Origin of the sequence: Amycolatopsis sp. MEPSY49, assembly GCF_051337345.1 — a bacterium.
In the GTDB taxonomy this organism is placed as follows: domain Bacteria; phylum Actinomycetota; class Actinomycetes; order Mycobacteriales; family Pseudonocardiaceae; genus Amycolatopsis.
In genome coordinates this window covers 75,786-100,789 of record NZ_JBDLYJ010000015.1, presented here as the reverse complement: position 1 = coordinate 100,789, position 25,004 = coordinate 75,786, and the positions used below count along the sequence as shown (strand labels likewise).

Sequence of the window (25,004 nt, the reverse complement as noted above, 5' to 3'; positions counted from 1 at the left end):
AGACTCCGGGGCATGTCCGACACACCGCCGTCCCTCGACCCTGTGCAGCTGGGCGCCTACTTCGACCTCATCGAGGTGACGAGCCTGCTGCGGCACGCGGTCGAGCAGCAGCTGCGCGAGGCCGGCGAGCTGAGCTACGTCCAGTTCCAGCTGCTGGCCCGGCTCGGGGACTCGCCGTCGGGCAGCCACCGCATGACCGACCTGGCCGACGGCGTCGTCTACAGCCGCAGCGGCTTGACGTACCAGGCGGGTCTGCTCGAGAAGGCGGGTCTGGTGGAGCGAGCCCCGTCGCCGGACGACGAGCGCGGCATCACGGTGACGATCACCGCAGCCGGCCGCGAGCGGCTCGCCGCGGTGCTGCCGGGGCACGTCGAGGTGGTGAGTGGCCTGCTGTTCGAGCCGCTGTCACGCGAGGACGTCGAGAGTTTGGCGGCGTTGCTGGCGCCGGTGCGCGACCACATGCGTGCGACGCCGCCGCGGTCGGCGGCGCCCCGCCGGAAAGTCAACCGGCCGTGAGTTCCGGTGGTGCGGCTGTGGCCCGTGTGCGGTCCGTGCGCTGAAGGCTGCGGCGGGGTATGCCGCTCTGCTGGCACCGGTGCGCGACCACATGCGCGCGACGCCGCCCCGCCGGCGGGTCAGCCGGCCGTGAGCTCTGGCAGTGCGGCTGTCACCAGCGTCCGCGCCGTGCGCTGAAGGCTTGCGATCGCCGCCTCCGTGTCCAATCCGCAGAGGTCGGTCAACGAAAAGAACGCGTCGGCGCTCACCACCGCCGCGAGGTCCTGTTTGAGCTGGGCCAGCCGGCGAGCGGCAGCCGGGCTGTCCGTCGGGATGACCGGGTCGAGTGCCTCGTCGATGAGCCCGAACCGGAAGCCGGGGCGGGCCCGCGCGCGTGGGGGGTTGACCACCGTCGCCGCGATGACCGCGCGGACTGACCCCTGGTAGGCGACCACCCGCCGCAGCAGGACGGCCGTGGCGAACTCCAGCCGGTCCGCCGGGTCGGTGCTGCCCGCGACCGGCTCGAGCGCTTCGGCGGGCGTCGGCCACATGCCCACCAGCGCGGCGTTGATCAGCTCCACGATCTCGGAAAAGTGGCGGTACGCGGTCGCTTCCGAGACGCCGGCCAGCTCGGCGACCTCGGGCATGGTCAGCATCCGGCCGGACGCGATCAGCGTGCGGCACGCGTCGACGATCGCGGCGCGGGTCCGCGCCTTCTGCTCGGCCCGGCTGACCCGTTCGCGCTTGCTCGTCGTGGGCATCCCGCTCCTGTTCGTCCGATCTCCGCCGCCGATTCTCTCGCAGGCCGCCAGTCGTACTCGTGAGAGTGTACTTGCGCGAGTTGACTCTCGTAAGTAGGTTGGTCGCAGACCTCGACCAAGGAGCAACGGCATGGCGGACGTATCGGTCGTCGGACCGGAGGGCGGCGAGCCGATCACCATCGGCACGACCGTCGTGCGGATCCTGGAAGACGGCAGCACCACCGAGCACCGGCTCGGCATGGCGGAGATCGTCGTCGCCCCGCACACCGACGGGCCACCGCAGCACCGCCACGCCCAGCACGACGAAGGCTTCTACGTCGTGTCGGGCCGGGTGACCTTCACCGTCGGCACGCAGGAGCACCACGCGACGGCGGGCACGCTCGTGATGGTCCCGCCGGGCGCCCCGCACACCTTCGCGAACCACGGCGACGAGCCCGCGGTCATGCTCAACACCTTCACCCCGGACCTGTACGTCAACTACTTCCGGGACCTGCGGGACATGATCGCCGGCGGCCGTCGGCCGACACCGGAAGCGCTTACCGAGGTCATGCGGGCCTACGCCACCGAGCCCGCCACCGACTGACGATCCCAGGAGAATCCCCATGACGAACATCCAGCGCGTCGACCTCGGAGAATCCGGTCCGGTCGACGTCACCTACACCGCGTACGGCACTGGCCGCCCGCTGCTGTTGCTGCACGGCGGCGCGGGGCCCCAGTCGGTGACCGGCTTCGCCGAACGCCTCGCCGCGGACGGCTTCCGGGTGCTCGTGCCGGTCCACCCCGGCTTCGAGGGCACTCCGCGCCCCGAACCGCTGGCGACGATCGCCGGGCTGGCCCGGCTCTATTCCGCGCTGCTGACCGAGCTCGACCTGACCGGCGTCACGGTGGCAGGCAACTCCATCGGCGGGTGGATCACCGCCGAGCTGGCCCTGCTCGGCTCGCCGCGGGTCGCCGGCGTGGTGCTGGTCGACGCGGTTGGCCTGGACCTCCCGGAAGCGCCGATCGCGGACTTCTTCAGCCTCACGATGGACCAGGTCACCGAGCTGAGCTACGCGAATCCCGACGCATTCCGCATCGACCCCGCGAAGCTGCCGCCGGAGCGCCAGGCGGCGATGGCAGGCAACCGCGCGGCCCTGCAGGTCTACGGCGGCACGACGATGGCCGACCCGACGCTGCTGGGCCGCTTGCCGGCCGCGACCACGCCGGCGCTGGTGGTGTGGGGCGCCGCGGACCGGATCGTCCCGCCCGAGCACGGAAAGGCGTACAGCGACGCCCTTCCCGACGCCAAGTTCGTCCTCATCGAAGACGCTGGGCATCTGCCGCAGCTGGAAACGCCCGGCAAGCTGCAGGAGCTCGTCACGGAGTTCGCGAAGGACGCCTGAGCGGCGTCACGGCCAGCTCCACCGCATCCCCCGGCTGCCCGGCCCGCCGCCGCTGGTGAAGAGGTGCGCCGGCGCCGCCGGGGACAGCGGGACGTCCGTGACGTCCCGTTCCGGGCCGCCCGGGGAATCCAGCCGGTAGCCGTGGCAGGTCGCCGGCAAGGCGGCGAAGTGGACCTCCAGCAGGTGCTCGGCCACCGGGTGGCGGAACCGGCGGTCGTAGCTCGTGTCCGGAACCCCGTCCGTGTAGGCGAATTCGTACTCGAGGATCGCCGTCTCGCCGACCGCCGGCGACCGGCTCGGCACCAGCTCGCTGAGCACGAACCCGTCAGCCTGCACGAGGAGCTGCACGTCGGCGCCGACCGCTCGCTGACCCGGCTGCGGGTGCGCGAAGTCGTCCGCGCGGTCGAGGAACCGGTGCAGGCCAAGGTGGTGGTGCTGCGCGGCTGCGTGCCCGGCCACCCGCCCCGGCTGGTGTCGACGCGCTACTGCCGTCCGGTCCGCACCGAAGTGCTGCCGGAGCCGGGCACCGCGAACAACGGCATCGGTGGTCCTCGGTGTCGGTGCGGGGCAAGGGATTCCGGGACGGGCGGATCACGCGCGGCCGGCACGGGTGTCCGGTGGTGCCGGACCGCCTTCGGTTCAGCAGCCGCGGATCACCGCTGTCACCCGACGAACGTCGGCCGCGCGCGGGGCAACCCGTCGAAGGAACTGTCTTGTTCCGTTGATCGGCTCGGATCTTCTCCCCCCCCCCCGAGGAGTTCCCATGCGTGAGTCATCCCGCCGGTTCGCCCGCGCCGCCGCCCTGCTCGCCGGTTCGGCCGCGGCCCTCGCCACGCTCGCCGCCCCCGCGTCGGCCAGTGCGCCCGTCACGCCGCTTCCGCCCGGCGCCCAGCCGTCGATCATCGGTGGCAGCACCGCCCAGAACCCCGGCTACCTCACCCGCTTCGACGGGCACGCCAACGGTTACACGTTCTTCTGCACCAGCACGCTGATCGGCGCATGCTGGGTGCTGACCGCCAAGCACTGCATGTACGACGACAACGGGCAGCGGCTGTCCGACATCGACCTCTACGTCGGGTCGAACAGCGCTTCCGGTGGCGTGCACGCGAAAGCGTCGTCGACCTACGTGTACTCCGACGGCGACCTCGCCCTGATCAAGCTGAACACCAACGGCGGCAGCACGTACGCGCGCCTCGCGTCGAGCTCGTCGGACGCGCAGGAAGGCGACGGCGTCACCGTCCACGGCTGGGGCGCGACCCAGTCCACCGACGAGGGCAGCCACCAGTCGAGCGTGCTGCGGACACCCCGGACGGCGCGGTGGCGGGCGGCGACTCCGGCGGCCCGATGCTCGACGACGGCGTGCAGGTGGGCGTCTGCTCGACCAGCGACCGGTCCGGCACCACCACCTACGGCAGCGTCGCCGCCGGCCGGAGCTGGATCCGCCAGGTCAGCGGCGTCTGAGAACCCGGGTCGCCGGCCGTGCCCCGACCGGCCGGCGGCCGCACCCACCTCAGCCGAGCGCGGCGTAGACCGCGTCGACGTAGGTCGTGCTGCGGTCGGAGCCGATCACGCCGGGCGCCATCTTGTTCATCACGTAGGAGATCGTCAGGCGCCGGTCGAGGTCCATGATGATCACCGAACCACCCCAGCCGCCCCAGAAGCAGACGCGGCCGTCCCGGATCCACGGCACCGCGTCGGGCCGGGGGAGCGCGTAGCCGATGCCCCAGCGCAGCGGGATCCCGAGGCCGAGGTCGATCCCGTTCGCCTGCTCGGCGAAGACGAGGTCGATCGTGTCCGGCCCGAGCAGGCGGACGCCGTCGACGGTGCCGCCGAGGGCGACGGCCGAGAGCAGCCGGGCGACCGAGCGGGCGTTGCCGTGGCCGTTCACCGCCCCGAGGTCCGCGCGGCGCCACGCCGGCGTGTTGGCGACGGCCGCGTCGACCACCGGGCCGCTCAAGGTCCTGGCCATGACGCTCCCGGGTTCGGGGGCGAACTGCGCCGGCGGGGGCGGCACGACCGGCGCGATCCGCGGCCGGTCCGCCTCGGCGGCCCCGATCCGGAAGTCGGCGGCCAGCGGGCCGGCGAGCTCCTCGGCGACGAAGTCCTTCACCGTCTTGCCGCTGACCCGCCGGATCACCTCGCCGGCCAGGTGGCCGAAGTTCGTCGCGTGGTAGCCCGAGGCGGTGCCCGGTGCCCACCACGGCGCCTGCGCGGCGAGCCGGGCGGTCGTCTTGTCCCAGTCGTAGAGGTCCGCGACCACGGCGGGCTGCTCCAGGCCGGACACCCCGGACGTGTGCGACAGCAGGTGCCGCACTTCGACGTTCTCCTTGCCGTTTTCGGCGAACTCGGGCCAGTACCGGGCGACCGGCGTGAAGAGGTCGAGGTCGCCGCGGTCGGCGAGCACCAGGGCCGCCAGGCTCACGACGGTCTTGGTGGTCGACCAGACGTTCGTGATGGTGTCCCGTTCCCACGGCGTGGTGCGCGCTTCGTCGTGGAAGCCGCCCCAGAGGTCGACGACGAGCTCGCCGTCGAGGTCGACGACGAGGGACGCGCCGAGCTCCTCGCCGGCGGCGAGGTTCCGCCGCAGCGCGTCGTGGACGGGGGCGAAGCGGGGATCGTGAGTTCCGTGCACTTCGGTCATGGTCGTACGCTAAAACCTGACATTGGTGTCAAGGGCAAGAGCGGAGTGGCAGGCGCGGTCGCCGGCCGCCGGTGTGACGCGCGTCGGCTTGAGAGGATGGCGCGGGCGCGCATAATGGGCACCTGACCGACCGCTTAGCATGTGCCGGGTACCACACCGCGAAGGAGACACACCGCTGTGAACTCGTTCAAGGATCGCGTCGCGATCGTCACCGGGGCCAGCCGGGGCATCGGCCTCGGGATCGCGAAGACGCTCGTCGAGCGCGGGGCCAAGGTGTGCATCACCGCGCGCAAGCCCGAGGCGCTCGAAGAGGCCGTCAACTCCCTCGGCGGGCCCGACGTCGCGATGTTCGTGCCCGGCAAGGCCGACGACACCGACCACCAGGACGAGGCCGTCGCGAAGACGATCGAGACGTTCGGCCGGCTCGACTACCTGGTGAACAACACCGGCATCAACCCCGTCTACGGCCCGACCCTGGACATCGACCCGGCCGCCGCGGCGAAGATCCTCGGCGTCAACGTGCTCGCGCCGCTCGGCTGGACCAAGCGCGCCCGCGACGCGTGGATGGGGGAGCATGGCGGCGCGGTCGTCAACGTCGCTTCCGTCGCCGGCCTCGGTGCGTCGCCGGGCATCGGCATGTACGGCGTCAGCAAGGCCGCGCTGATCCGGCTCACCGTCGAGCTCGGCGCGGAGCTGGGACCGAAGATCCGGGTCAACGCCGTCGCGCCCGCGGTCGTCAAGACGAAGTTCGCCACCGCGCTCTACGAAGGCCGTGAGGAAGAGGTCTCCGCGGCCTACCCGATGAAGCGCCTCGGCGTGCCGGCCGACATCGCCGGCGCCGTCGCGTTCCTGCTGTCGGACGACGCGGGCTGGATCACCGGCCAGACGATGGTCCTCGACGGCGGCGTCACCCTGGGCGGTGGCCTGTGACCGGCGTCGTCGTCACCGGGGGCGGCGGGGGCATCGGCGCCGCGCTCGCCCGCCGCTTCGCCGCGGACGGTGCTCAGGTCGTCGTGGCCGACCTCGACGGCGCCAAAGCCGCCGAAGTCGCGGCCGAAGTGGGCGGGACGGCGTTCGCCGGTGACGTCGCGAGCCCCGAAGGCGTCGCGAAGCTGATCGACAGCGCGCGGGAAACCCTGGGCGAGATCGACGTCTTCTGCGCCAACGCGGGCATCGCGCCCTTCGGCGGTGCGGAAAGCCCCGAAGAGGTCTGGGCGCGCACCTGGGACGTGAACGTCATGGCGCACGTCCGCGCGGCCAACCTGCTGCTGCCGAACTGGCTCGAGCGCGGTCAGGGGCACTTCATCGCGACGGTGTCGGCGGCCGGCCTGCTGACCAGCCTCGGCTCGGCGCCGTACTCGGTGACCAAGCACGGCGCGCTCGCGTTCGCCGAGTGGCTGTCGGCGACCTACCGGCACCGCGGCATCACCGTGCAGGCGATCTGCCCGCAGGGCGTGCGCACGGCGATGCTGGAGAGCACCGGCACCGCCGGGCAGCTGCTGATGGGCGCGTCGGCGATCGAGCCGGAGCAGGTCGCGGACGCGTTGTTCGCGGTGATGGACTCGAAGCAGTTCCTCGTGCTGCCGCACCCGGAGGTCGCGGACTACTACGCGGCTCGCGCCACGCAGACCGACCGGTGGCTCGGCGGGATGAACAAGCTGCAGCGCAAGGTCGAAGCGGCCGTCGAAGCCGGATGAACTGGCAGCCGGAGGTCGACGAGATCGCGCGGCGGCGCGAGCTGGCCGAGCGCATGGGCGGCCCCGAGAAGGTGGCCCGCCAGCACGCCGCCGGGCGCTCGACGGTCCGGGAGCGGATCGCGGCCCTGGTCGACCCCGGCAGCTTCGACGAGATCGGGGCGCTCGCCGGCACCGCGTCCTATGTGGACGAGTCGCTGGCTGCGTTCACTCCGGCCAACTTCGTCATCGGCACCGCCCGGCTCGACGGCCGGCGCGTCGCGATCGGCGGCGACGACTTCACGGTCCGCGGTGGCGCCGCCGACGCCGCGATCATGGAGAAGCAGGTCTACGCCGAGCGGCTGGCGAACGAGCTGGGCCTGCCCCTGGTGCGGCTGATCGAAGGCACCGGGGGCGGCGGCAGCGTCAAGATGCTGGAGCAGCACGGGTTCACCTACGTCCCGGTCAACCCGGGCTGGGACCTCGTGGTGGACAACCTTTCGGCGGTGCCGGTGGTCGCGCTCTGCCTGGGCCCGGTCGCCGGGCTCGGCGCCGCGCGGGCGGTGATGTCGCACCTGAACATCCTCGTCGAGGGTGCCGGGCAGCTGTTCGTCGCCGGGCCGCCGGTCGTCAAGCACGCGACGGGCGAGGACCTCACCAAGGAGGAGCTGGGCGGCGCGGACGTCCACCGGCGCAGCGGGGCCGTCGACCGGATCGTGGGGTCCGAGGCCGAGGCTTTCTCGGTGGCGAAACAGTTCCTGTCGTACTTACCGTCCTCTGTGGATGGTCTGCCGCCGGTTTCGTCCACTTCGGACCCCGCGGACCGGGCCGACGAGGGCCTGCTCTCGCTGGTGCCGCGCAACCGCCGCCACCCGTACCGGCTGCGGCCGTTGCTGGAGGGCGTGTTCGACTCGGATTCGGTGTTCGACTACGCGGTGTCGGGCGGCTCGGCGTACGCGGGGCTGGCGCGGCTGAAGGGGCACCCGGTCGGCGTGCTGGCCACGGACCCGTACCGCGGCGCGACGCTGACCCCCGAAGGCGCCGACGTGATGACGCGGTTTGTGGACCTGTGCGAGACGTTCCACCTGCCGCTGGTGTCGCTGACCGATCAGGCGGGCATGGTGATCGGCGCGGCGGCCGAGCGCGCGGGCGCGATCCGGCACGGCGCCCGCGCGGTGACGGCGGTGTACCAGGCGCGGGTGCCGATGGCCGAGGTGATCGTCCGGCGCGTGTTCGGCGTGGGCGGCGCGGGCCAGGTCAACCGCCACCGCCTGGTCCGCCGCTGGGCGTGGCCGTCGGGCGACTGGGGTTCGCTCCCGGTGGAGGGCGGCATCGAGGCGGCCTACCGAGCGGAACTGGACGCGGCCGACGACCGGGCGGCGCGGATCGAGGAGATCCGCACCCGCCTGGACGCGGTGCGCTCGCCGTTCCGCACGGCGGAGCGGTTCTCGGTGGAAGACGTGATCGACCCGCGCGAGACCCGCGCGCGGCTGTGCGACTGGGTGCCGGACGCTTACGCCGTCTTGCCGAAACTGGTGGGCCGCCCGTCGTTCGGCATGCGGCCCTAGCCGACGCGGTACCACTTGGGCTTCACGACTTCGAGCGCCACGGGCTTCCCACCGGGCCGGTCGAACATCCGGACGCCGTCACCGAGCAGGACGGGCACGGGCATCGCGAGGATTTCGTCGAGCAGCCCGGCATCGAGGCACTGCCGGGCGACGTCCGCACCGAGGACGTTGACGTACTTGTCCCCGGCGGCTTGTTTCGCCTGCTCGACGGCTTCGGCGAGGTTGTCGACGAAGGTGACGCCGGGCGCCGGGGGAGCGGGCCGGTGGGTGAGCACGAACTGCGGGCCGTCCCAGCCGCCGCCGAAGGCCTTGCCCTCGCCTTCGGTGCCGCGGTGGGGATCATCGCCCCCGTAGGTCCGCCGCCCGACCAGCAGGGCACCGATCTCGGGGATCAGCTCGTCGACGACGGGATCGGGCCCGAGGTAGGGCGTCAGCCAGGACATGTCCCCGCCGGGGCCGGCGATGAAGCCGTCGAGCGAGCAGCTGAAGCCGTAGAGCAGTTTCGCCATGGTGTCTCCCTGAGCCGGTGTTCACGGACTCCGGTACTGACGGGCGGCGGCCGGAAAACTCATCGGCCGGCGTGTGGCGGGAACTCCGGCGCCCGCCGTTCGTTCCAGCTGGCCAGCCCCTCGGCCAGCTCAGGACGGCCGAACGACTCGATCATCAGCGCCGTCGCCTCGCGGGCGGCCTCCTCCAGCGGCAGCAGCGCCTCCCGGGCGAACTGCTCCTTCATCACCGCCATCGAACGCGGCGCGCTGTAGGTCGCCAGCTCGGTCGCGTACGCGTGGGCGCGCAGGCCCAGCTCCTCCGCCGGGACCACCTCCTGGACCAAGCCGTAGGCCACGGCCTGCTCCGCGGTGAACGTCCGCCCGGAAAGGAGCAGGTCACGGGCCCGGCCCTCGCCCACCAGCGACGGCAGCAGCTTCGCGATCCCGTACTCCGCGATCAGCCCGCGACGCGAGAACGCCGTGGTGAACTTCGCGCCCGCCGCGGCGAAGCGGACGTCCGCCGAGCACGCGATCACGAACCCCAGGCCCGCGCAGCCGCCGTTGATCGCCGCGACCACCGGGACGCCGACCGCCGACGCCGCCAGGACGTCGCGGAAGTTCTCGTGCCCGCCTCCCGAAGCCGGGGGAGCGGCGGCCAGGTCGTCGAGCAACCCCAGGTCGGCGCCGGGGCAGAACGCCTTGCCCGCCCCGGTGACGACGACCGCGCGCACCGAGGGGTCCGCGTCCGCCTGCCGCAGGAGGTCGCCGTAGCGGGCCTGCATCGGCACGTCCATCGCGTTGCTGCGGTCGGGCTTGTCGAACGTCAGCGTGGCGACCGGGCCGTCCGCCGCGTACCGCACTCCGTCCACAGTGGACATCGTTGCCTCCTCGGGTCGGACACCATACTAAGCGGTCGCTTGGCAGTTCTCCAGCCCAACTGCCTAGCGCAACGCCTGAGAAAGCGCGTCCAGGCTGACGCCGACGATCGTGCGGAGCTGCTCCGGGCTCGCCCCGGCCCGGCTCATCACGGCCAGGGACTGGTTGACCGCCGCGAGGTGAACGGCGAAGTCGTCGGCCGGCTTCGTGCCCTTCAAGGCGCTCCGCAGCCGCGCACGCTGAAGGTCCAAGGCTTCGATCGCGCGCGCGGCGATGGCGGGGCTCAGCACCGGGGTCGTCATCGCGGTCTGGGCGATCAGGCACCCGTCCGGCAGGTCGGGGTCGGCGATCCGCTCGAGGGTGACGTCGAAGAACTCCCGGATCGCCCGCAGCGGCTCCTCGGACGCACGGGAAAGCGCCTGGTCGTACCGCTCCCCGTAGCGCGCGGCGTAGCGGTCCAGGCAGCGCAGGTAGAGCGACTCCTTGTCGCCGAGCGAGGAGTAGATGGAGCTGCGGTTCAGCCCGGTCGCCCCGGACAGGTCGTCGAGCGACGTGTCGGCGTACCCGGCCCGCCAGAACTGGACCATCGCCGCGTCGAGCACGACGTCCACATCGAACTGCTTCTTCCCGGCCATGGGTCCATCGTATCTTGAACCGAACAGTTCAAGATGAGTTAGGGTGGTCCCATGACCGAAAATTCGATCGCCGGGTTGCCACTGCACGACCTCGCGGGGTTCACCCACCGCTGGGTCGACGCGGAAGGCGTCCGGCTCCACGTCGTGGCGGGCGGCCGGCCGGCCGGTCCTGCGCTCGTCCTGCTCGCCGGCTTCCCGCAGACCTGGTGGGCTTGGCGCAAAGCGATGCCGGGCCTCGCCGAGCGCTTCCGCGTGCTCGCGATCGACCTGCCGGGGCAAGGGCATTCCGACCGCCCGCGCGACAGCTACGACACGCACACCGTCGCTTCGCGCGTCCAGGCCGCGGTGACCGCGCTCGACGTGCCGAAGTACTGGCTCGCCGCCCACGACGTCGGGGCCTGGGTCGCCTTCTCGCTGGCCTTGAAATACGAAGAGCGCCTGCACGGCGTCGCTCTGCTCGACGCCGGCATCCCCGGAATCACCCTCCCGGACGCCGTCCCCACCGATCCCGGCCGGGCCTGGAAGACCTGGCACTTCGCGTTCCACGTCGTGCCCGATCTCCCCGAGACGCTCCTCGCCGGCCGCGAACGCGACTACGTCGACTGGTTCCTGACGGCGAAAACCTTGTCCCCTAACACGTTCGACAGCGCCGAGATCGACCACTACGCCGCCGCCATCGCGGCCGACGGGGGCCTCCGTGCGTCTCTCGCCTACTACCGCGACGCCGCGGAATCCGCGCGCAAGAACCGCGAAGCTCTGGACCGGCAGCACCTGACCGTCCCGGTCCTGGGGATTTCCGGCTCCCACGGCTCGATCCCCGACATGGCCGCTTCCCTCGGCCCGTGGGCGGACAACGCGACCGGCGTCGTCATCCCGCAGGCCGGGCACTTCATCCCCGACGAGCAGCCCGACGCGGTCGTGGCCGCGTTGACCTCGTTCACGGGGTAGCGGGCGTTCGAAATTATCGAACCCTTTGTTCACCCGGAAACCCTTGTGCAATAGTGCTTTCCGCCGCACCAGCCCGCCGGAAGGGACTGCACCGATGCCGAACACCCCGAGCAGACGCGTAGTCCTGGGCGGCCTCGGCGCCGCCGTCGTCACCTCCGCCGTCGCGCCCGCCGCCCGGGCCGCCGAAGCCCTCACCCGGCCGGGCCTCGACCTCACCGGCCGGGCCACCGACCTGGGCGCCGGCTGGCGGTTCGCCCTCGCCAACCCCGACGGCGTCACCGACCCCGGCGGCCGCTTCGCCGACGCCCCGAACCCCGCCTACGACGATTCGAAGTGGCAGGTCGTCGACGTCCCGCACGACTGGAGCATCGAGCTCCCGCCCACCGACCGGGGCACCCAGAGCGGCTCCGGCTTCTTCCGCGGCGGCCTCGGCTGGTACCGCCGCACCTTCACGCTGCCGCCGTCGCTCGCCGGGAAGCGGGTGTCGGTCGAGTTCGACGGCGTCTACTCCGACGCCCACGTGTACCTGAACGGCGAACTGCTCGGCAACCACCCGTACGCCTACACCGGCTTCGCCTTCGACCTCACCGGCCGGCTGCACACCGACGGCCGGACGCCGAACGTCCTGGCCGTACGGGCGGTCAACCCGCTGCCCAGCAGCCGCTGGTACTCCGGCAGCGGCATCCACCGCCGCGTCCGGCTGGTGGTCACCGAGCCGGTGCACGTCGGCCGGCACGGCACCTTCGTCACGACTCCGGCCATCGCCGCCGGGCGCGGCACCGTCAAGGTGACCACCGACGTCGTCAACGACTCCGCCGGGGCGCTGGCGGCCGAGGTGCGCACCACCGTCACCGATCCCGCGGGCCACGTCGTGGCGAGGGGTGAAACGACCGTGCCGGTGCCCGCCGGGAAGACCGTCACGGCGGTCACCACGCAGAACGTCGCCGCCCCGCGGCTCTGGTCGGTCGGCGAACCGCGGCTTTACCGCGTGCGCACGGACGTCGTCGTGGCCGGGCGCGTGCTCGACACGACCACTGCGGACTTCGGCTTCCGGTACACCGAGTTCCACCCGGACCGCGGGTTCTCGCTCAACGGCGAGCCGATGAAGCTGCGCGGAGTCAACCTGCACTCGACGCAGGGGCCGCTCGGCGCGGTGATCGACTCCGCCGCGTTGGAGCGCCAGATGCGGCTGATGCTCGCGATGGGCGCCAACGCGCTGCGGACCGCCCACAACCCGCCGGCGCCCGAGCTGGTGACCGTCTGCGAACGGCTCGGCATCCTCATGATGGTCGAGGCGTTCGACTGCTGGCGGACCGGGAAGCTCGAGTTCGACTACCACCGCGACTTCGACGCGTGGAGCGGGCGCGACATCGCGGAAATGGTGCACGCGGCCAAGAATTCGCCGGCCGTCGTGCTGTGGTCGATCGGCAACGAGGTGCCGGACGCGTCGATGGCCGGCGGCCCGGCCATCGCGGCGGAGCTCATCAAGACGGTCCGCGGGATCGACCCCACCCGGCCCGTCATCATGGGCTCGGACCGCTATCGCAGCGTGCCCGCGCCGGGGTCGCCCCAGGACCTGATCCTCCGGCAGCTGGACGGTCTCGGCGTCAACTACAACACCGCCCAGTCGATCGACGGGCTGCACGCGCGGTACCCGGACAAGTTCTTCTTCGAGTCCGAATCGTCGTCGGAAACCTCGACACGCGGGGTGTACCAGGACCCGGACCTGCTCAACACCGGCGAGAACCACACGCCGGGCAAGCGCGCGACCTCGTCGTACGACAACAACCTGGCCTCGTGGACGTTCAGCGGCGAGTACTCGCTCAAGAAGGACCGCGACCGGCGGTTCTGCCAGGGCCAGTTCCTCTGGGCCGGGCAGGACTACCTCGGCGAGCCGACGCCGTACGACGTCTTCCCGGTCAAGACGTCGTTCTTCGGCGCCATCGACAGCGCGGGCCTGCCCAAGGACGCCTTCCACCTCTTCCGCAGCCAGTGGACGACCGCGCCGATGGTGCACCTGACGCCGATGGACTGGACGACCCACCGGCCCGGCGAACCGGTCGCGGTGTGGGTCTACTCCACTGTGGACACCGTCGAGCTGGTCCTCAACGGACGGTCGCTCGGCGTCCGGAAGTTCGACCGGAAGACCACTGTGGACGGACGGCCGTACCTGGAGACGTCCGAACCCGCCGGTGACGACAAGAACGACCCCTCCGGCAGCTACACCAGCCCGAACGGCGGCTCCGGCAAGCTGCACCTGACGTGGACCGTGCCGTTCGAACCCGGCACGCTCACCGCGATCGCCACCTCCGGCGGCCGCGAAGTGGCGCGCGACCGGCTGGTCACGGCCGGGCCGCCGCACGCCGTCACGCTGACCGCCGAGCCGCGTGGCGACGGCGCGATGGCGTTCGTGACGGCGTCCGTTGTGGACTCCCACGGCGTCGTGGTGCCCGGCGCCGAACCGGTGCTGCGGTTCGCCGTCCGCGGGCCGGGGCGGGTCGCCGGTGTCGACAACGGGCGCCAGGAACTCGCCCAGAGCTACCAGCAGCCGGCGATCCCGGCGTTCCGCGGCCAGGCGGTGGCCGTCATCGCCGCGACCGGCGGCCGGGGCCCGATCACCGTCACGGCGAGCGCGCCCGGCCTGGCACCGGGGAAGACGACGCTGCCGGGGACGAACCTCGGGCAGCGCAACGGTCCCGGCGCCCGGGCCGTCGACCGGCCGGTGGCTCCGGCTTTCGTGCCGGTCGACGCGAGTTATTCGGGCGCGCCGGACACGTTGCCGGCGGCGATGCTGGACGGCGACCCCGCGACGGGCTGGTCGAACTTCTACGTCAAGCAGGCCACCGCGACACTGCCCGCGGTGAGCCGGCCGCGTCCGCGGGACTGGGTGTCGCTCGCCTGGCCCGCCGCCAGGCGGATCGGTGAGGTGACGGCGAACTTCGTCGTGGCCGGGAACCACGTGTTGCCGTCGGCGGTCGAGGTCGCCCACCGCACGGGCAGCGGGTTCGTGCCGGTGCGGAACCTGAAAGTCACGTGGGGGAGCGGCTCGAACGACCCGACGACGCTCGAGTTCGATCCCGTCACGACGACCGAAGTGCGGATCACCATGACCGCGAAGGGTTTCCTGCGGATCAGCGCCCTCGCGGCCGGCTGATCCCGGTCAGCGGCTGCAGGGCGCGAGCGCGTCGAGGCCCTGCGGTTTGGCCGCGGTGCGGCCGATGGCGGTCGCGATGCGGTTGATCGTCGCGACGCGCTTGTCCTCGAGCGGGCCGAGGATGGCGTTCTGGACGAAGTTCGCGCCGCCCTCGCCCGCGCTGGTGACGAGCCGGTTGTTGGCTTCGGCGATCTGCGTGTTCAGCAGGTCGAGGTTGCGCTGGACTTCGGCCTGGGCCGACGCCGGGATGGCCGGGAGCTGCGAGGCGACGTCGGGGCAGGAGATCTGCCCGGCGGCGTTCCCCGTGTTCCCGGTGTTGCCGCTGCCCTGGGCCGGTGCCGGCGCGACCGGAACCGTGCCCGCGCCGGTGTTCGCCTGGCCACCCAGCGAGCACGTCGCCAGGCTGTCGAGGCCCTGGGGTTTCTGGCCCTGACGGCCGATGGCGATGGCGATCCGGTCGATCGTCGACACGCGTTTGTCCTTCAGCGGCCCGAGGATCGCGTTCTGGACGAAGTTCGGGCCGCCCTGGCCGACGGTGCTGACCAAGCGGTTGTTGGCCTCGGAAATCTGCGTGTTCAGCAGGTCGAGATTGCGCTGGACCTCGGCCTGGGCCGACGCCGGGATGGCCGGGAGCCGCGAGGCGACGTCGGGGCAGGTGATCTGCCCGGACGAGGCCGTGCCGGCCGCGTTGGCCGCGCCGGGGTCGCCGACGGTCGTCGCGATCACCAGAGCGCCGGCCGCGATCGCGAGGCCGAGGGCCGCCGTCGCGATCTTCGTCCGCCGCGAGAGGCGGTGCCGTCCACCGGTAGCAGGCATGAATCACTCCAAGTTAGCGTGAACAGAGAGGGTCCACACGGGCAGCGCGCGGTTGTTCCGAATGGCGCGGCCGAGTGGGCCGCGGACGCCATCGTGGCTGCTCCGCCCGGGATTTGTCCAGAGAAAAACGGTAATCGGAGAGATGGTGAACCATTCCGAACCGGGGTCCGTATTACGCAGTGAAAGGCGGCTTCTGCGATTCCCGCGAAGCCGGGTCTTGACGCGGACCGCCCCGGCCTCCTAGCGTCGGCATACCGACCGGTCGGTGTCCAAGGGAGGTCACTGGATGAGCTGGTACGACGCGAAGCCCTGGCTCGCGAGCTACGACGAACGGGTGCGGGACGCGGAACCGGCGCAGCCGACGACGCTGCCGGAGTCGTTCCGCCGCGCCGTGGACGAATGGCCCGAGCGGGCCGCGATCGCGTACTTCGACGCGCGGCTGAGCTACCGCGAGGTCGACGAGCTCTCCGACGGCTTCGCGCGCTATCTGGCGCAAAACGGCTTCGAACGCGGCGACCGGCTCGCCCTGGTCCTGCAGAACATCCCGCAGTTCGTGCTCGCGCTGCTCGGCGCGTGGAAGGCCGGCGGCATCGTCGTGCCGGTCAACCCGATGTACCGCGAGCGCGAGCTCACCCACGTGTTCACCGACGCCGGCGTCAAGGCGGTCGTCTGCTCGCAGCGCGGCTGGAACGCCTACATCGGCAAGACGGCCGCCGAGAACGGCGTCGGCATCGCGCTCACCACCAGCGAACTGGAGTTCCAGACCCGCGACGACGAGCGCGTCTTCGCCAAGGTCGAAAAGGAGGAGACGCCGGGCGCGACCGAGCTCCTCGAGGCCGCCGCCACGCCGGGCCCGAAGCCGCCGGAACCCGCCTTCGCGCTCGGCGACACCGCGCTGATCAGCTACACCTCCGGCACGAGCGGCACGCCGAAGGGCGCCACCAACACCCACGGCAACATCGGCACCAACGCCGCCGGCCTCGGCTCGTTCAGCGGCCTTCCCGCCGGCTCGACGCTGTTCGGGCTCGCGCCGCTGTTCCACATCACCGGCATGGTCTGCGAAGTCGGCTCCGCGATCGACATCGGCGGCACGCTCGCCCTCGCCTACCGCTTCGAGCCGGGGGTCGTGCTCGACGCCTTCCTCGAGCACCGGCCGTCGTACACGGTCGGGCCGTCCACGGCCTACATGGCGCTGATGGCGCACCCGTCCTTCAGCCGCGAGCACTTCGAGTCGTTCGCGCTGCTCTACTCCGGCGGCGCCGCGCTGCCGCCCGCCGTCGTCGAGGCGTTCCGCGCGAAGACCGGGCACTACATCCACAACGGCTACGGCCTCACCGAGACCACGGCCGGCTGCGTCGTCGTCCCCGGCACGCTCGAAGCGCCGATCGACCCGGAGTCCGGCACGATCTCGATCGGCCTGCCGGTGCCGGACACGATCGTCCGCATCCTCGGCGAGAACGGCGAGGAGCTGCCGTTCGGGCAGGCGGGCGAGATCGCCGTCGAGGGTCCGATGGTCGTCTCCGGTTATTGGAACCGCCCCGACGCGACGGCGGAGGCGCTGCCCGGTGGGCGGCTGCTCACCGGCGACATCGGGTTCATGGACGAGCGCGGCTGGGTCTACGTCGTCGACCGCAAGAAGGACATGATCAACGCGTCCGGCTTCAAGGTCTGGCCGCGCGAAGTCGAAGACGTCCTGTACACGCACCCGGCGGTCCGCGAAGCCGCCGTCGTCGGGATCGCCGACGAGTACCGCGGCGAGACGGTCAAGGCGTACGTGAGCCCGGCGCCGGGCGCGACCGCCGACCCCGCGGAACTGGTCGCCTGGTGCAAGGAACGGCTCGCCGCCTACAAGTACCCGCGCACCATCGAGGTGCTCGACGAACTCCCGAAGACGACCAGCGGCAAGATCCTGCGCCGCGAGCTGCGGGCGAGGGGCTGATGGTCGAGACCGTCCGGGGCGCGATCGCGCCGGAAGCGCTGGGCCGGGTGCTCATGCACGAGCACCTCTTCGTGCTGAGCCCCGAGTTCGTCGCCAACTACCCGGAGCACGAAGGGTTCCGCGAGGACGAACACGTCCCCGAGGCGATCCGGCGGCTCAAGGAGCTGAAGGACGCGGGGATCGACACGATCGTCGACCCGACCGTCATCGGGCTCGGCCGGTACATCCCGCGCGTGCAGCGGGTCGCCGCCGAGGTCGAGGTCAACATCGTCGTCGCGACCGGGCTCTACACGTACAACGACGTACCGCACTACCTGCACTTCCGCGGGCCCGGCACGATGCTGCAGGGCGAGGACCCGCTCGTCGGGATGTTCGTCGGGGACATCCGCGAGGGCATCGCGGGCACCGGCGTCAAGGCGGGGCTGCTCAAGTGCGCGACCGACGAGCCCGGCGTGACCCCCGGCGTCGAGCGCGTGCTGCGCGCGGTCGCGAAGGCGCACGTCGAGACCGGCGCGCCGATCATGACCCACACGCACGCGGGCACCCGGCGGGGTTTGGAGCAGCAGGCGATCTTCGAAGACGAAGGCGTCGACCTGGCCAAGGTGCTGGTCGGGCACTCCGGCGACTCGACGGATCTGGGGTACCTGACCGAGCTGGCCGACCGCGGATCGCTGCTCGGCATGGACCGGTTCGGCCTCGACCTGCTGCTGCCGTTCGAGGAGCGGGTGAACACGGTCGCGGCGATGTGCGAACGCGGGTACGCGGGCAGCATGGTGCTCTCGCACGACGCGTCCTGCTACATCGACTGGCTGCCCTCGGAGCAGCTGCCCGTGCTGACGCCGAACTGGCACTACCTGCACATCACCCGGGACGTGCTGCCCGCGCTGCGGGAGCGCGGGGTGTCCGAAACGGACATCACGACGATGCTGGTGGACAACCCGCGGCGGTTCCTGTCCTGGCAGGCGTGAGCCGTTATCCTGGTGCGTCCGTGACGTGGAAGGGGGTCTTGCCGTGACCCGAGCAAGCACCCGCAAGCCGGGCGAGGCCTCCGGCGACGACCAGGCCGCCGTGCCCCGGCGGCTGCTGGAGCACGCCACGAAGCTGTTCGCCAAGAAGGGCTTCGACCGGACGTCCGTCCAGGAGATCGTCGAGGCCGCGGGCGTCACCAAGGGCGCGATGTACCACTACTTCGGCTCGAAGGACGACCTGCTCTACGAGATCTACGCGCGCGTCCTGCGCGAGCAGACCCGGCAGCTGGAGAGCGTCGCGTCGTCGGACGCCCCGCTGCGCGAGCGGCTCGGCGCCGCGGCGTCCGACGTCGTGGTGTCCAGCATCGACAACCTCGACGACAACACGATCTTCCTGCAGTCGATGCACCAGCTCTCCCCGGACAAGCAGAAGGCGGTGCGCGCCGAGCGCCGCAAGTACCACGAGCGCTTCCGCGGCCTGATCGAGGAAGGCCAGGCGTCGGGGGAGTTCCGCACGGACAAGCCGGCCGATGTGGTCGTCGACTTCTTCTTCGGCTCGGTCCACCACCTGGGTTCGTGGTACCGCCGCGGCGGGACGCTCTCGGCGCGCCAGGTCGGCGACCACTACGCGGACCTCCTCCTGGACGCCCTCCGGCCACCTGCGTGACGTTGCCCGTTGTCGACAAGCTGACCGGCGCGGAACGAGAGCTGATCGACGCGGCCCGGCGCGGCCTCGCCTACGTGACCGACGCGCCGGTGCGGGCCGCGGTCCTGCGCGAGCTGCTGCTGGGCCTGCGCGGTCCGGTGGACCCGCGCGGGGTGCGCGTGGGGAGCGCCCGGATCGCCGGGACGCTGAACCTGGACCACGTCGCCGCGCCGGTGGGGCTGGCCCTGGTCGATTGCGTGCTCGTGAACCCGATCTCCGCGCGGGCCGCGACGCTGCCGTGGCTCGACCTGTCCGGCAGCCGGATCGCCGGGTTCGACGGCACCGGCGTCCGGATCGGCCACGACCTCGACTTCACCGGCGTGCGCGCGACCGGCTCCGGCGACTTCGGCGTGCTCTGCCTGCGCGACGCCCGGGTCGACGGCCTGGCCGTCTTCGCCCGGGCGGAGATCCGCAGCGGCGACGGCCCCGCGCTGTTCCTCGACGACCTCGAGTGCCGGGCCGTCAAAGGCGTGGGCCTGCAGGCGACCGGCACGGGCGACAGCGGCGCGATCCGCCTGCTCGGCGCGCGCGTTTCCGGGGAGGTCTTCCTGGGCGAGGCGGTGCTCGCCAACGAGTCCGGGCCGGTGGTGCACGCCGACGGCGCGGTGGTCGACGGCGACTTCAGCCTGGCCGGCGCCACGGTGACCGGCGGTGGCGAGGAAGGCGCGCTCCGCCTGCTCGGCGCCCGCGTCGGCGGCCAGCTCGACCTCGGCGACGCCACCGTGGCCAACGACAGCGGCCCGGCCGTCGGCGCCGACCGCCTCCGGGCCGGCGGCCTGTACGGCACCGGCGTCACCGTGACCGGCGCGGTCTCGCTGCTCGGCGCCCGCATCGACGGGCAGCTCAACCTGGGCGGCGCGGTGTTCGCCCATCCCGCCGGCCGCGCGCTGAGCGCCGACAGCGCCCGGATCGAGGGCAGCGTCCACGCCCGCGGCCTGCGGGCGAGCGGCGCGGTCTCCCTGATCGGCGCGCACGTGACGGGGAACCTCTACCTGGTCGACGCCGAACTCGCCGGGGGCACCGGACCGTCCCTGATCGGTGACCGGCTCCAGGTGGCCGGTGGCCTGCGGCTGACCGGGGTGACGGCGACCGGCACGATCCACCTCGCGGCCGCTCGCGTCGGCGGCCACGCGGACTTCGAAGGCGCCCGGGTCACCTCGGCCGACGGCCCGGCGCTGGACGCCGACGGCCTGCACGTCGACGGCCCGTGCACCTTCGACGACGCCGTGCTGACGAACGAGGCGGGCCCGGCGGTGGTCGCCGATCGCTGCCGGGTCCGGGGCAAGCTCGCCTTCACCGGGGCGGAGATCGTCAGCCCTGGGACGCTCGTGAGCCTGCGGGACGCCGTCGTCGACGGGCCGGTCTTCCTGTCCGCCGGGCTCGACGGCTTGCTCGACCTCGACGGCTTCCGGTTCGGCTCGCTCGGCGACGTCACCTGGCGCGAGTGGCTGCGGCTGATCCGCGACCACACCGCCGCGTACCGGCCCGGGCCGTACCAGCAGTTGGCCGCGTCCGAGCGGGCCGCCGGGCACGACGGGAACGCGCGGCAGATCCTCATCGCCCAGCAGCGTGACCTGCAGCGCCGGGCGCCCCGAGCCATCGGCGGGTGGCCGGCGCGGCGGTTCCACTGGCTGTGGGGCGCGCTCGCCGGGTACGGCTACCGAGCCCGGCGCACGGCCGCCGCGTTGCTGCTCGCCGTGGTCGTGGCCGGGGGACTCGGGTTGTGGGCGGGCCACGTCGGGGACGGCGGCCATCGGGCGGCCGAGCGGACTTCCGACCTCACGGCGAAGGTGGGCACGCCCTGCACGACCGTCGAACTCATCGGCGTCGGCCTGGACCGCGGGCTACCGCTGTCACCCGGGGTGCGCGGGCGGTGCGACCTCAACACCGGGATCGCCGCCGGGCAGTGGTTCACGGTGGCGATCTGGCTGCTCCAGGCGGCGATCTGGGCGCTGGCCACGCTGGCGCTCGTCGGCTACACCGGCCTGGTCCGCAAGACCGGCTAGTGCTGCCGGAGGTGGTCCAGCAGGACCGCGATGACCTCGTCGGGGGCCTCCATCGCCATCCACTGGCTCGCACCCTCGATGATCTGGAAGCGGTACTCGGCGTCGATGTGGTGGACGGTCAGCTCCGCGGCGCTCTGGCCGAGGTACGGGTCCTCGCTGCCCCACAGGTAGAGCGTCGGCACGGTGATGCGGCCCGCGGGGACGTCGAAAACGTCGTTCGTGGCGCCGCGGTACCAATTCAGCGTCGCGGTCAGGGCGCCCGGTTCGGAAAGGCGCGCGACCGTGCGTTCGACGATTTCGACCGGAATCCGGCGATTGTAGACAGCGCGTAATTGGGCGGCTTCGTCGCGTAAGAGGAATTTCTCGGCTTTGCCGACCCCGCGGCGGAAGAAGCGGATGTAGCCGAGGTCGTGGAACTGCCCGTCGTCGGTGGCGGCCGCGCGCTGCAGGGCCGACGGGTGCGGCGTGGAAAGCACGGTCAGCGACCGCAGCCGGCCGGGGTGCGCGGTGGCCAGCGCCCAGGCGACCATGCCGCCCCAGTCGCGCGCGACCAGGTGGAAGCGGTCGGCGCCCTGGCTGTCGGCGAAGGCGAGCGCGTCGCCGACCAGGTGCTCGATCGAGTAGTGCTCGACGCCGTCCGGCCGGGCGTGCCGGGCGTACCCGCGCTGGTCGACGGCGAGGGCGCGGTATCCGGCTTCGCCGAGGGCGTGGAGCTGCTCGGTCCAGGACTCCGCGAATTCGGGCCAGCCGTGCAGCAGCAGGACGAGTTCCCCGGATTCGGGCCCGGCGGCGAGCGCGCTGTGCCGATGCCCGCCGACGGCGACGGTCAATTCCTCCAGCGCTTCCGTCGGTGCGACGGCGAATTCCATGGCGCCCAGGCTAGATCCCGGCGGGTGGGGAGAACCATGGGAACGGGGGCACTTTTGCCACCCTTTTGCCTCACGAGTGGTGTGGCTCACAGCATTTTCGCTCAGATGAGCGAAAATTCGGAAGAAAAGCGAGCGGGATTCACGAAAGTGGCGGGGCTCCCCGGTCCGGGAAGCCCCGCCTTCCGATCAGTCGCCCGTCACCTCCGGCGCGCTCCGGACGGAGAAGGAGTAGTACGCCGTCTCGGTCAGGCTGCCGTCGGCCCGCCGGCCCTGGACCGTGAAGTAGTAGTCGCCGTAGCTCTCCGGGGTCCAGGTGACCGACGCTGTCCCGTCCGCCCCGGCCGGCACGGTGCGTTCGGGTTCGTCCGCGCTGTCGGGCCAGTTCCGGTGCACCACGTAGACGTACCCGGTCATCCCGGGCGCGTTCGGGGTGAAGGTGAACGTCCCGGGCGTGCCTGCCCCGTCGGAGGCCTGGCCGGCGGGGTAGTCCGCCGACGACACCTTCGGCTGGTCGGTCACCGTGAAGGAGTAGTACCCCCAGCCGGACGTGTGGCCGTCCGCGGCCCGGGCCCGCACGTAGACGGTGTGGTAGCCGGACGTCGTCGGGGTGTACGCCGCGGTCGCCGTGCCGTCCGGACCCGCCGCGACGTCCGTGGTGGTGTAGCTGTCCACCGCGAATTCGAACGCCACCGTGCCCGCCATCCGCGAGGTCAGCGTGAACGTCCCGGGCCGCATCGGCCCGGCGGGCTCCCGGACGAAGTCGGCCGACGTGACGACGGGACTGTCGTAGACGGTGAAGAACGTCGAGCCCTCGGCCGACAGGATCCCCGCGGTGTTGCGGGCCTGCACGGTGAACCAGACGTTCCCGGCCTCGGTGGGCGTCCAGGTGACCTCCGCCGTGCCGTCCGGGCGGGCCGGCACCGTCAGCTTGTGCGCGGGGTCGGTGGACGGCCAGTAGACGAACTCGGCGGTGTTCTTCAGCGACGAGCGGAAGGTGAACGTGCCCGGCTGCCCGGGCGCGTCCGCGCCACCGGTGCGCGTGACGTACGGTGCCGCGCCGTCGACGTACAAGCTCAGGTACCGCACTTCGGACTGCGTGCCCGCCGCGTCCGTGCTGCGCACGCGCACGGCCTGCGCCCGGGTGTCGAGCGGGGTCCAGGCGAACGACCCGGTGCCGTCCGCCGCCGCGGGCACGGTGACGGGGCCGGTGATCGGCTCGTCCTGGTAGCCGGTGATCCAGTAGGTGTACGACGTCGTGCCGGCCAGCCGGGGCGCGAGCCGGAACGTGCTCTCCGAACCGATCTGGAGCCCGCCCTCGATGGTGATGTCCGGCGCCGTGTCGACCTGGAACTTGTACTCGCGGTAGAGCGAAACCGTTCCGTCGGCGCCGGTGTTGCGCACGTAGAGGACGTTCTCACCGCCGTGCGTGGGCGCCAGCGTGACGTGGGCGTTGTGGTCCGCGTCGGCGACGACGGTCTGGTCCGGCCCGTTGTCCAGGTGGTAGTCGTAGCTGACGGTGTCCGGCAGCCCGGGGGAGAGGTCGAACACGCCCGGCACGCCGATGTTGCCGCCGGGGTTGGTGCTGTAGGGCGGGTAGAGCGTCGACCAGACGTAGGGCCGGATGTCCTTGACCGTGAAGTCCCGGTACTGCTCCCAGGAGTAGTTGTTCGCGCGGTCCACGCTGCGGACGCCGACCGAGAACGAGCCGGAGTCGGCCGGGGTGAACGTCACCGTGGCCGGGCCGCCGGGCGACTCCGCGGGCACCGAGGTCCACTCGGACTGACCGGTGAACCGGTACTCGTAGCGCACGACGTCCGTGGACCCGTGGGCGGTGAAGGTGAACTGCCCCGGCACGCCGATGCCGCCGCGCGGCGTCCACGGGTCGTCGGTGAGGTAGACCTCCGAGGTGACGTCCGGAACCTCCGGCTTGACGCTGTCCGGGGTGAGGTAGCAGGTCGGCGACCAGTCCGAGGTGTCGACGCCGTCGGTGACCCGCAGCCGCCACGCGTAGGTGTGGTCCGCCGGCAGCCAGGGGTTGTCGAACTGGGCGTAGGCCTGCCCGTTCGTCACGGGCCAGTCGAGGTCGCGGCGCACCGAGGGGTCGTCGACCGACCACATCTCCCAGTGCGCGACCAGGTCCTGGCCCGGATCCGGATCCGTGACGTCGGCGTAGTGCCCGGTGATCGGGATGTCGTAGGCCCGGGTGAACACGCCGGGCGCGGTCGTCGCGCACGGTGCGTCGGGGGAGGCCGTGCGCAGGTTCGCCGGGATGCCCGGCGGCGTGTTGTAGGTGACCTTCAGGCTGAGGTCGTTGGCGAACCAGCGGCCGTAGCGCGGGTCCAGCTCGTGCGCGCCCGGGACGCGCAGCTCGAGGGTGAGCGTCTTCTCCCCGGCCTGCACGGCCTTCGCGACGGCGGCGGTGAGGTCGAGGCCGGCGAGGTCGGCGGGGCACCCGGCGGCAGGCGCCCCGGCGGTGGCCAGCCGGGTCAGCTCGGCGGGCGGCTTGGCCCACGACGACTTCGCGGTGACCGGGGCGGTCGACCACAGCTCCACCGCGCGGCTCGCGCAGTCGGTGGCGCGCTTCTCCGGGATGGTCAGGGCGGCGCCGACGACGTGCTTGCCGCGCAACGACGTCAGGTCGAGCGTGTAGTAAGCGCGGGAAAGGTGCGGTCCCTTGGCGTCCACGCTCGCGCCGACCGGGGCGTCGCCGGCGGCGTTCACCTTGATGTGCAGGGGATCGGCGGCGTCGGTGTAGGCCCACGACGACCGCGTCAGCGTCTTCACCGGCAGCGGTGGTGGCTCGGCGGCCGACGCGGTGGCCGGCAGCACGGCCGCCGTTCCGGTGAGCAGGAGGGTGGTGGTCAGCAGCGTGACCAACCGTCTTCTTCGTCCGGGCAGCGTCGAACGCCGCACGTGAGTGCGCACCATCGGTGAATCCCCCTCGAAACGCGGGGGCAACCGGTAGCCACCCCCAGGCGTGTTCACCTCAGCACTCCGGCAGCGGGGGCGTCAAGGGATCACCGGGACGGACCGGATCGCGCGTGACACAACCGAAACATCGGGTGTCGCGGCGGTGCCA

At 72.0% G+C, this 25,004-nt stretch carries 22 protein-coding genes and 1 pseudogene; 14 read left to right on the top strand and 9 right to left on the bottom strand.

Features of this window, described 5'->3' with window-relative positions; genetic code table 11:
* Nucleotides 1-12: 12 nt before the first annotated feature.
* The gene (locus ABFJ78_RS42610; protein WP_436393131.1) at nt 13-516 is read left to right on the top strand and encodes a MarR family winged helix-turn-helix transcriptional regulator; all 504 of its coding nucleotides are present in this window, start codon (nt 13-15) and stop codon (nt 514-516) included.
* Between the two features lie 119 nt (nt 517-635).
* On the opposite strand, the gene ABFJ78_RS42605 is transcribed toward ABFJ78_RS42610, so the two are convergent.
* On the bottom strand, nt 636-1,256 hold the full coding sequence (locus ABFJ78_RS42605; RefSeq protein ID WP_436393130.1) for a TetR/AcrR family transcriptional regulator: 621 nt from the start codon (nt 1,254-1,256) through the stop codon (nt 636-638).
* Nucleotides 1,257-1,386: 130 nt separating this feature from the next.
* Between ABFJ78_RS42605 and ABFJ78_RS42600 the strand changes: the two genes are divergently transcribed.
* A complete protein-coding gene (locus ABFJ78_RS42600; protein ID WP_436393129.1) occupies nt 1,387-1,839 on the top strand; it encodes a cupin domain-containing protein in 453 nt (150 codons plus the stop codon).
* A gap of 19 nt (nt 1,840-1,858) precedes the next feature.
* Nucleotides 1,859-2,638, top strand: a complete 780-nt coding sequence (locus tag ABFJ78_RS42595) for an alpha/beta fold hydrolase (RefSeq protein ID WP_436393128.1) — start codon at nt 1,859-1,861, stop codon at nt 2,636-2,638.
* Between the two features lie 6 nt (nt 2,639-2,644).
* Here ABFJ78_RS42595 and ABFJ78_RS42590 read toward each other — a convergent pair whose 3' ends face one another.
* Nucleotides 2,645-3,097 carry a hypothetical protein gene (locus ABFJ78_RS42590; protein WP_436393127.1) on the bottom strand — a complete coding sequence of 151 codons (453 nt, stop codon included), beginning with the start codon at nt 3,095-3,097 and terminating at the stop codon, nt 2,645-2,647.
* A gap of 304 nt (nt 3,098-3,401) precedes the next feature.
* Between ABFJ78_RS42590 and ABFJ78_RS42585 the strand changes: the two are divergent.
* Nucleotides 3,402-3,872: pseudogene (locus ABFJ78_RS42585) on the top strand (trypsin-like serine protease); the annotation flags it as partial.
* An 83-nt stretch (nt 3,873-3,955) separates the two neighbouring features.
* Entirely contained in the window at nt 3,956-4,099 is a 144-nt protein-coding gene (locus ABFJ78_RS42580; RefSeq protein WP_436393126.1) for a hypothetical protein, read from the top strand.
* A 49-nt stretch (nt 4,100-4,148) separates the two neighbouring features.
* On the opposite strand, the gene ABFJ78_RS42575 is transcribed toward ABFJ78_RS42580, so the two are convergent.
* Complete coding sequence (locus ABFJ78_RS42575; protein WP_436393125.1) at nt 4,149-5,279, bottom strand: serine hydrolase domain-containing protein; 1,131 nt, start codon at nt 5,277-5,279, stop codon at nt 4,149-4,151.
* A gap of 177 nt (nt 5,280-5,456) precedes the next feature.
* Between ABFJ78_RS42575 and ABFJ78_RS42570 the strand changes: the two genes are divergently transcribed.
* The 3 genes from ABFJ78_RS42570 to ABFJ78_RS42560 are packed head-to-tail and all read left to right on the top strand — an operon-like array spanning nt 5,457 to nt 8,520.
* Nucleotides 5,457-6,209, top strand: a complete 753-nt coding sequence (locus ABFJ78_RS42570; protein WP_329049027.1) for an SDR family oxidoreductase — start codon at nt 5,457-5,459, stop codon at nt 6,207-6,209.
* Complete coding sequence (locus ABFJ78_RS42565) at nt 6,206-6,976, top strand: SDR family oxidoreductase (RefSeq protein WP_436393124.1); 771 nt, start codon at nt 6,206-6,208, stop codon at nt 6,974-6,976. The genes ABFJ78_RS42570 and ABFJ78_RS42565 overlap by 4 nt, the downstream gene beginning before the upstream one ends.
* Nucleotides 6,973-8,520, top strand: a complete 1,548-nt coding sequence (locus ABFJ78_RS42560; protein WP_436393123.1) for an acyl-CoA carboxylase subunit beta — start codon at nt 6,973-6,975, stop codon at nt 8,518-8,520. The genes ABFJ78_RS42565 and ABFJ78_RS42560 overlap by 4 nt, the downstream gene beginning before the upstream one ends.
* On the opposite strand, the gene ABFJ78_RS42555 is transcribed toward ABFJ78_RS42560, so the two are convergent.
* The 3 genes from ABFJ78_RS42555 to ABFJ78_RS42545 form a co-directional block, all read right to left on the bottom strand.
* Complete coding sequence (locus tag ABFJ78_RS42555) at nt 8,517-9,029, bottom strand: dihydrofolate reductase family protein (RefSeq protein WP_436393122.1); 513 nt, start codon at nt 9,027-9,029, stop codon at nt 8,517-8,519. The two genes, ABFJ78_RS42560 and ABFJ78_RS42555, sit on opposite strands and share 4 nt — an antisense overlap.
* Nucleotides 9,030-9,088: 59 nt before the next feature.
* On the bottom strand, nt 9,089-9,886 hold the full coding sequence (locus ABFJ78_RS42550) for an enoyl-CoA hydratase-related protein (RefSeq protein ID WP_436393121.1): 798 nt from the start codon (nt 9,884-9,886) through the stop codon (nt 9,089-9,091).
* A gap of 63 nt (nt 9,887-9,949) precedes the next feature.
* Entirely contained in the window at nt 9,950-10,519 is a 570-nt protein-coding gene (locus ABFJ78_RS42545; protein WP_436393120.1) for a TetR/AcrR family transcriptional regulator, read from the bottom strand.
* A 51-nt stretch (nt 10,520-10,570) separates the two neighbouring features.
* On the opposite strand from ABFJ78_RS42545, the gene ABFJ78_RS42540 reads away from it, so the two are divergent.
* Together ABFJ78_RS42540 and ABFJ78_RS42535 are read left to right on the top strand one after the other, a co-directional pair.
* On the top strand, nt 10,571-11,467 hold the full coding sequence (locus ABFJ78_RS42540) for an alpha/beta fold hydrolase (protein WP_436393119.1): 897 nt from the start codon (nt 10,571-10,573) through the stop codon (nt 11,465-11,467).
* A 94-nt stretch (nt 11,468-11,561) separates the two neighbouring features.
* Nucleotides 11,562-14,621 carry a glycoside hydrolase family 2 TIM barrel-domain containing protein gene (locus tag ABFJ78_RS42535; RefSeq protein ID WP_436393118.1) on the top strand — a complete coding sequence of 1,020 codons (3,060 nt, stop codon included), beginning with the start codon at nt 11,562-11,564 and terminating at the stop codon, nt 14,619-14,621.
* A 6-nt stretch (nt 14,622-14,627) separates the two neighbouring features.
* Here ABFJ78_RS42535 and ABFJ78_RS42530 read toward each other — a convergent pair whose 3' ends face one another.
* Nucleotides 14,628-15,437, bottom strand: a complete 810-nt coding sequence (locus ABFJ78_RS42530; RefSeq protein ID WP_436393117.1) for a hypothetical protein — start codon at nt 15,435-15,437, stop codon at nt 14,628-14,630.
* 286 nt (nt 15,438-15,723) lie between these two features.
* Here ABFJ78_RS42530 and ABFJ78_RS42525 point away from each other — a divergent pair, with 286 nt between their 5' ends.
* The 4 genes from ABFJ78_RS42525 to ABFJ78_RS42510 are packed head-to-tail and all read left to right on the top strand — an operon-like array spanning nt 15,724 to nt 21,056.
* A complete protein-coding gene (locus ABFJ78_RS42525) occupies nt 15,724-17,376 on the top strand; it encodes an AMP-binding protein (protein WP_436393116.1) in 1,653 nt (550 codons plus the stop codon).
* A complete protein-coding gene (locus ABFJ78_RS42520) occupies nt 17,376-18,344 on the top strand; it encodes a phosphotriesterase family protein (protein WP_436393115.1) in 969 nt (322 codons plus the stop codon). The genes ABFJ78_RS42525 and ABFJ78_RS42520 overlap by 1 nt, the downstream gene beginning before the upstream one ends.
* A 43-nt stretch (nt 18,345-18,387) precedes the next feature.
* Nucleotides 18,388-19,011: a TetR/AcrR family transcriptional regulator gene (locus tag ABFJ78_RS42515; protein WP_436393114.1), complete on the top strand. Its 624-nt coding sequence runs from the start codon at nt 18,388-18,390 to the stop codon at nt 19,009-19,011.
* Nucleotides 19,008-21,056 carry a hypothetical protein gene (locus ABFJ78_RS42510; RefSeq protein WP_436393113.1) on the top strand — a complete coding sequence of 683 codons (2,049 nt, stop codon included), beginning with the start codon at nt 19,008-19,010 and terminating at the stop codon, nt 21,054-21,056. The genes ABFJ78_RS42515 and ABFJ78_RS42510 overlap by 4 nt, the downstream gene beginning before the upstream one ends.
* Here ABFJ78_RS42510 and ABFJ78_RS42505 read toward each other — a convergent pair.
* Both ABFJ78_RS42505 and ABFJ78_RS42500 read right to left on the bottom strand, forming a co-directional pair.
* The gene (locus ABFJ78_RS42505; RefSeq protein ID WP_436393112.1) at nt 21,053-21,925 is read right to left on the bottom strand and encodes an alpha/beta fold hydrolase; all 873 of its coding nucleotides are present in this window, start codon (nt 21,923-21,925) and stop codon (nt 21,053-21,055) included. The two genes, ABFJ78_RS42510 and ABFJ78_RS42505, sit on opposite strands and share 4 nt — an antisense overlap.
* 186 nt (nt 21,926-22,111) lie before the next feature.
* Nucleotides 22,112-24,853, bottom strand: a complete 2,742-nt coding sequence (locus ABFJ78_RS42500) for a hypothetical protein (protein WP_436393111.1) — start codon at nt 24,851-24,853, stop codon at nt 22,112-22,114.
* Nucleotides 24,854-25,004 lie beyond the last annotated feature (151 nt).

Excerpts from the sequence above, each read along its gene's own strand:
- ABFJ78_RS42610 (WP_436393131.1), top strand. The coding sequence starts at position 13 with ATGTCCGACACACCGCCGTCCCTCGACCCTGTGCAGCTGGGCGCCTAC.
- ABFJ78_RS42605 (WP_436393130.1), bottom strand. The coding sequence starts at position 1,256 with ATGCCCACGACGAGCAAGCGCGAACGGGTCAGCCGGGCCGAGCAGAAG.
- ABFJ78_RS42600 (WP_436393129.1), top strand. The coding sequence starts at position 1,387 with ATGGCGGACGTATCGGTCGTCGGACCGGAGGGCGGCGAGCCGATCACC.
- ABFJ78_RS42595 (WP_436393128.1), top strand. The coding sequence starts at position 1,859 with ATGACGAACATCCAGCGCGTCGACCTCGGAGAATCCGGTCCGGTCGAC.
- ABFJ78_RS42575 (WP_436393125.1), bottom strand. The coding sequence starts at position 5,279 with ATGACCGAAGTGCACGGAACTCACGATCCCCGCTTCGCCCCCGTCCAC.
- ABFJ78_RS42560 (WP_436393123.1), top strand. The coding sequence starts at position 6,973 with ATGAACTGGCAGCCGGAGGTCGACGAGATCGCGCGGCGGCGCGAGCTG.
- ABFJ78_RS42555 (WP_436393122.1), bottom strand. The coding sequence starts at position 9,029 with ATGGCGAAACTGCTCTACGGCTTCAGCTGCTCGCTCGACGGCTTCATC.
- ABFJ78_RS42550 (WP_436393121.1), bottom strand. The coding sequence starts at position 9,886 with ATGTCCACTGTGGACGGAGTGCGGTACGCGGCGGACGGCCCGGTCGCC.
- ABFJ78_RS42545 (WP_436393120.1), bottom strand. The coding sequence starts at position 10,519 with ATGGCCGGGAAGAAGCAGTTCGATGTGGACGTCGTGCTCGACGCGGCG.
- ABFJ78_RS42540 (WP_436393119.1), top strand. The coding sequence starts at position 10,571 with ATGACCGAAAATTCGATCGCCGGGTTGCCACTGCACGACCTCGCGGGG.
- ABFJ78_RS42535 (WP_436393118.1), top strand. The coding sequence starts at position 11,562 with ATGCCGAACACCCCGAGCAGACGCGTAGTCCTGGGCGGCCTCGGCGCC.
- ABFJ78_RS42530 (WP_436393117.1), bottom strand. The coding sequence starts at position 15,437 with ATGCCTGCTACCGGTGGACGGCACCGCCTCTCGCGGCGGACGAAGATC.
- ABFJ78_RS42525 (WP_436393116.1), top strand. The coding sequence starts at position 15,724 with ATGAGCTGGTACGACGCGAAGCCCTGGCTCGCGAGCTACGACGAACGG.
- ABFJ78_RS42520 (WP_436393115.1), top strand. The coding sequence starts at position 17,376 with ATGGTCGAGACCGTCCGGGGCGCGATCGCGCCGGAAGCGCTGGGCCGG.
- ABFJ78_RS42505 (WP_436393112.1), bottom strand. The coding sequence starts at position 21,925 with ATGGAATTCGCCGTCGCACCGACGGAAGCGCTGGAGGAATTGACCGTC.
- ABFJ78_RS42500 (WP_436393111.1), bottom strand. The coding sequence starts at position 24,853 with ATGGTGCGCACTCACGTGCGGCGTTCGACGCTGCCCGGACGAAGAAGA.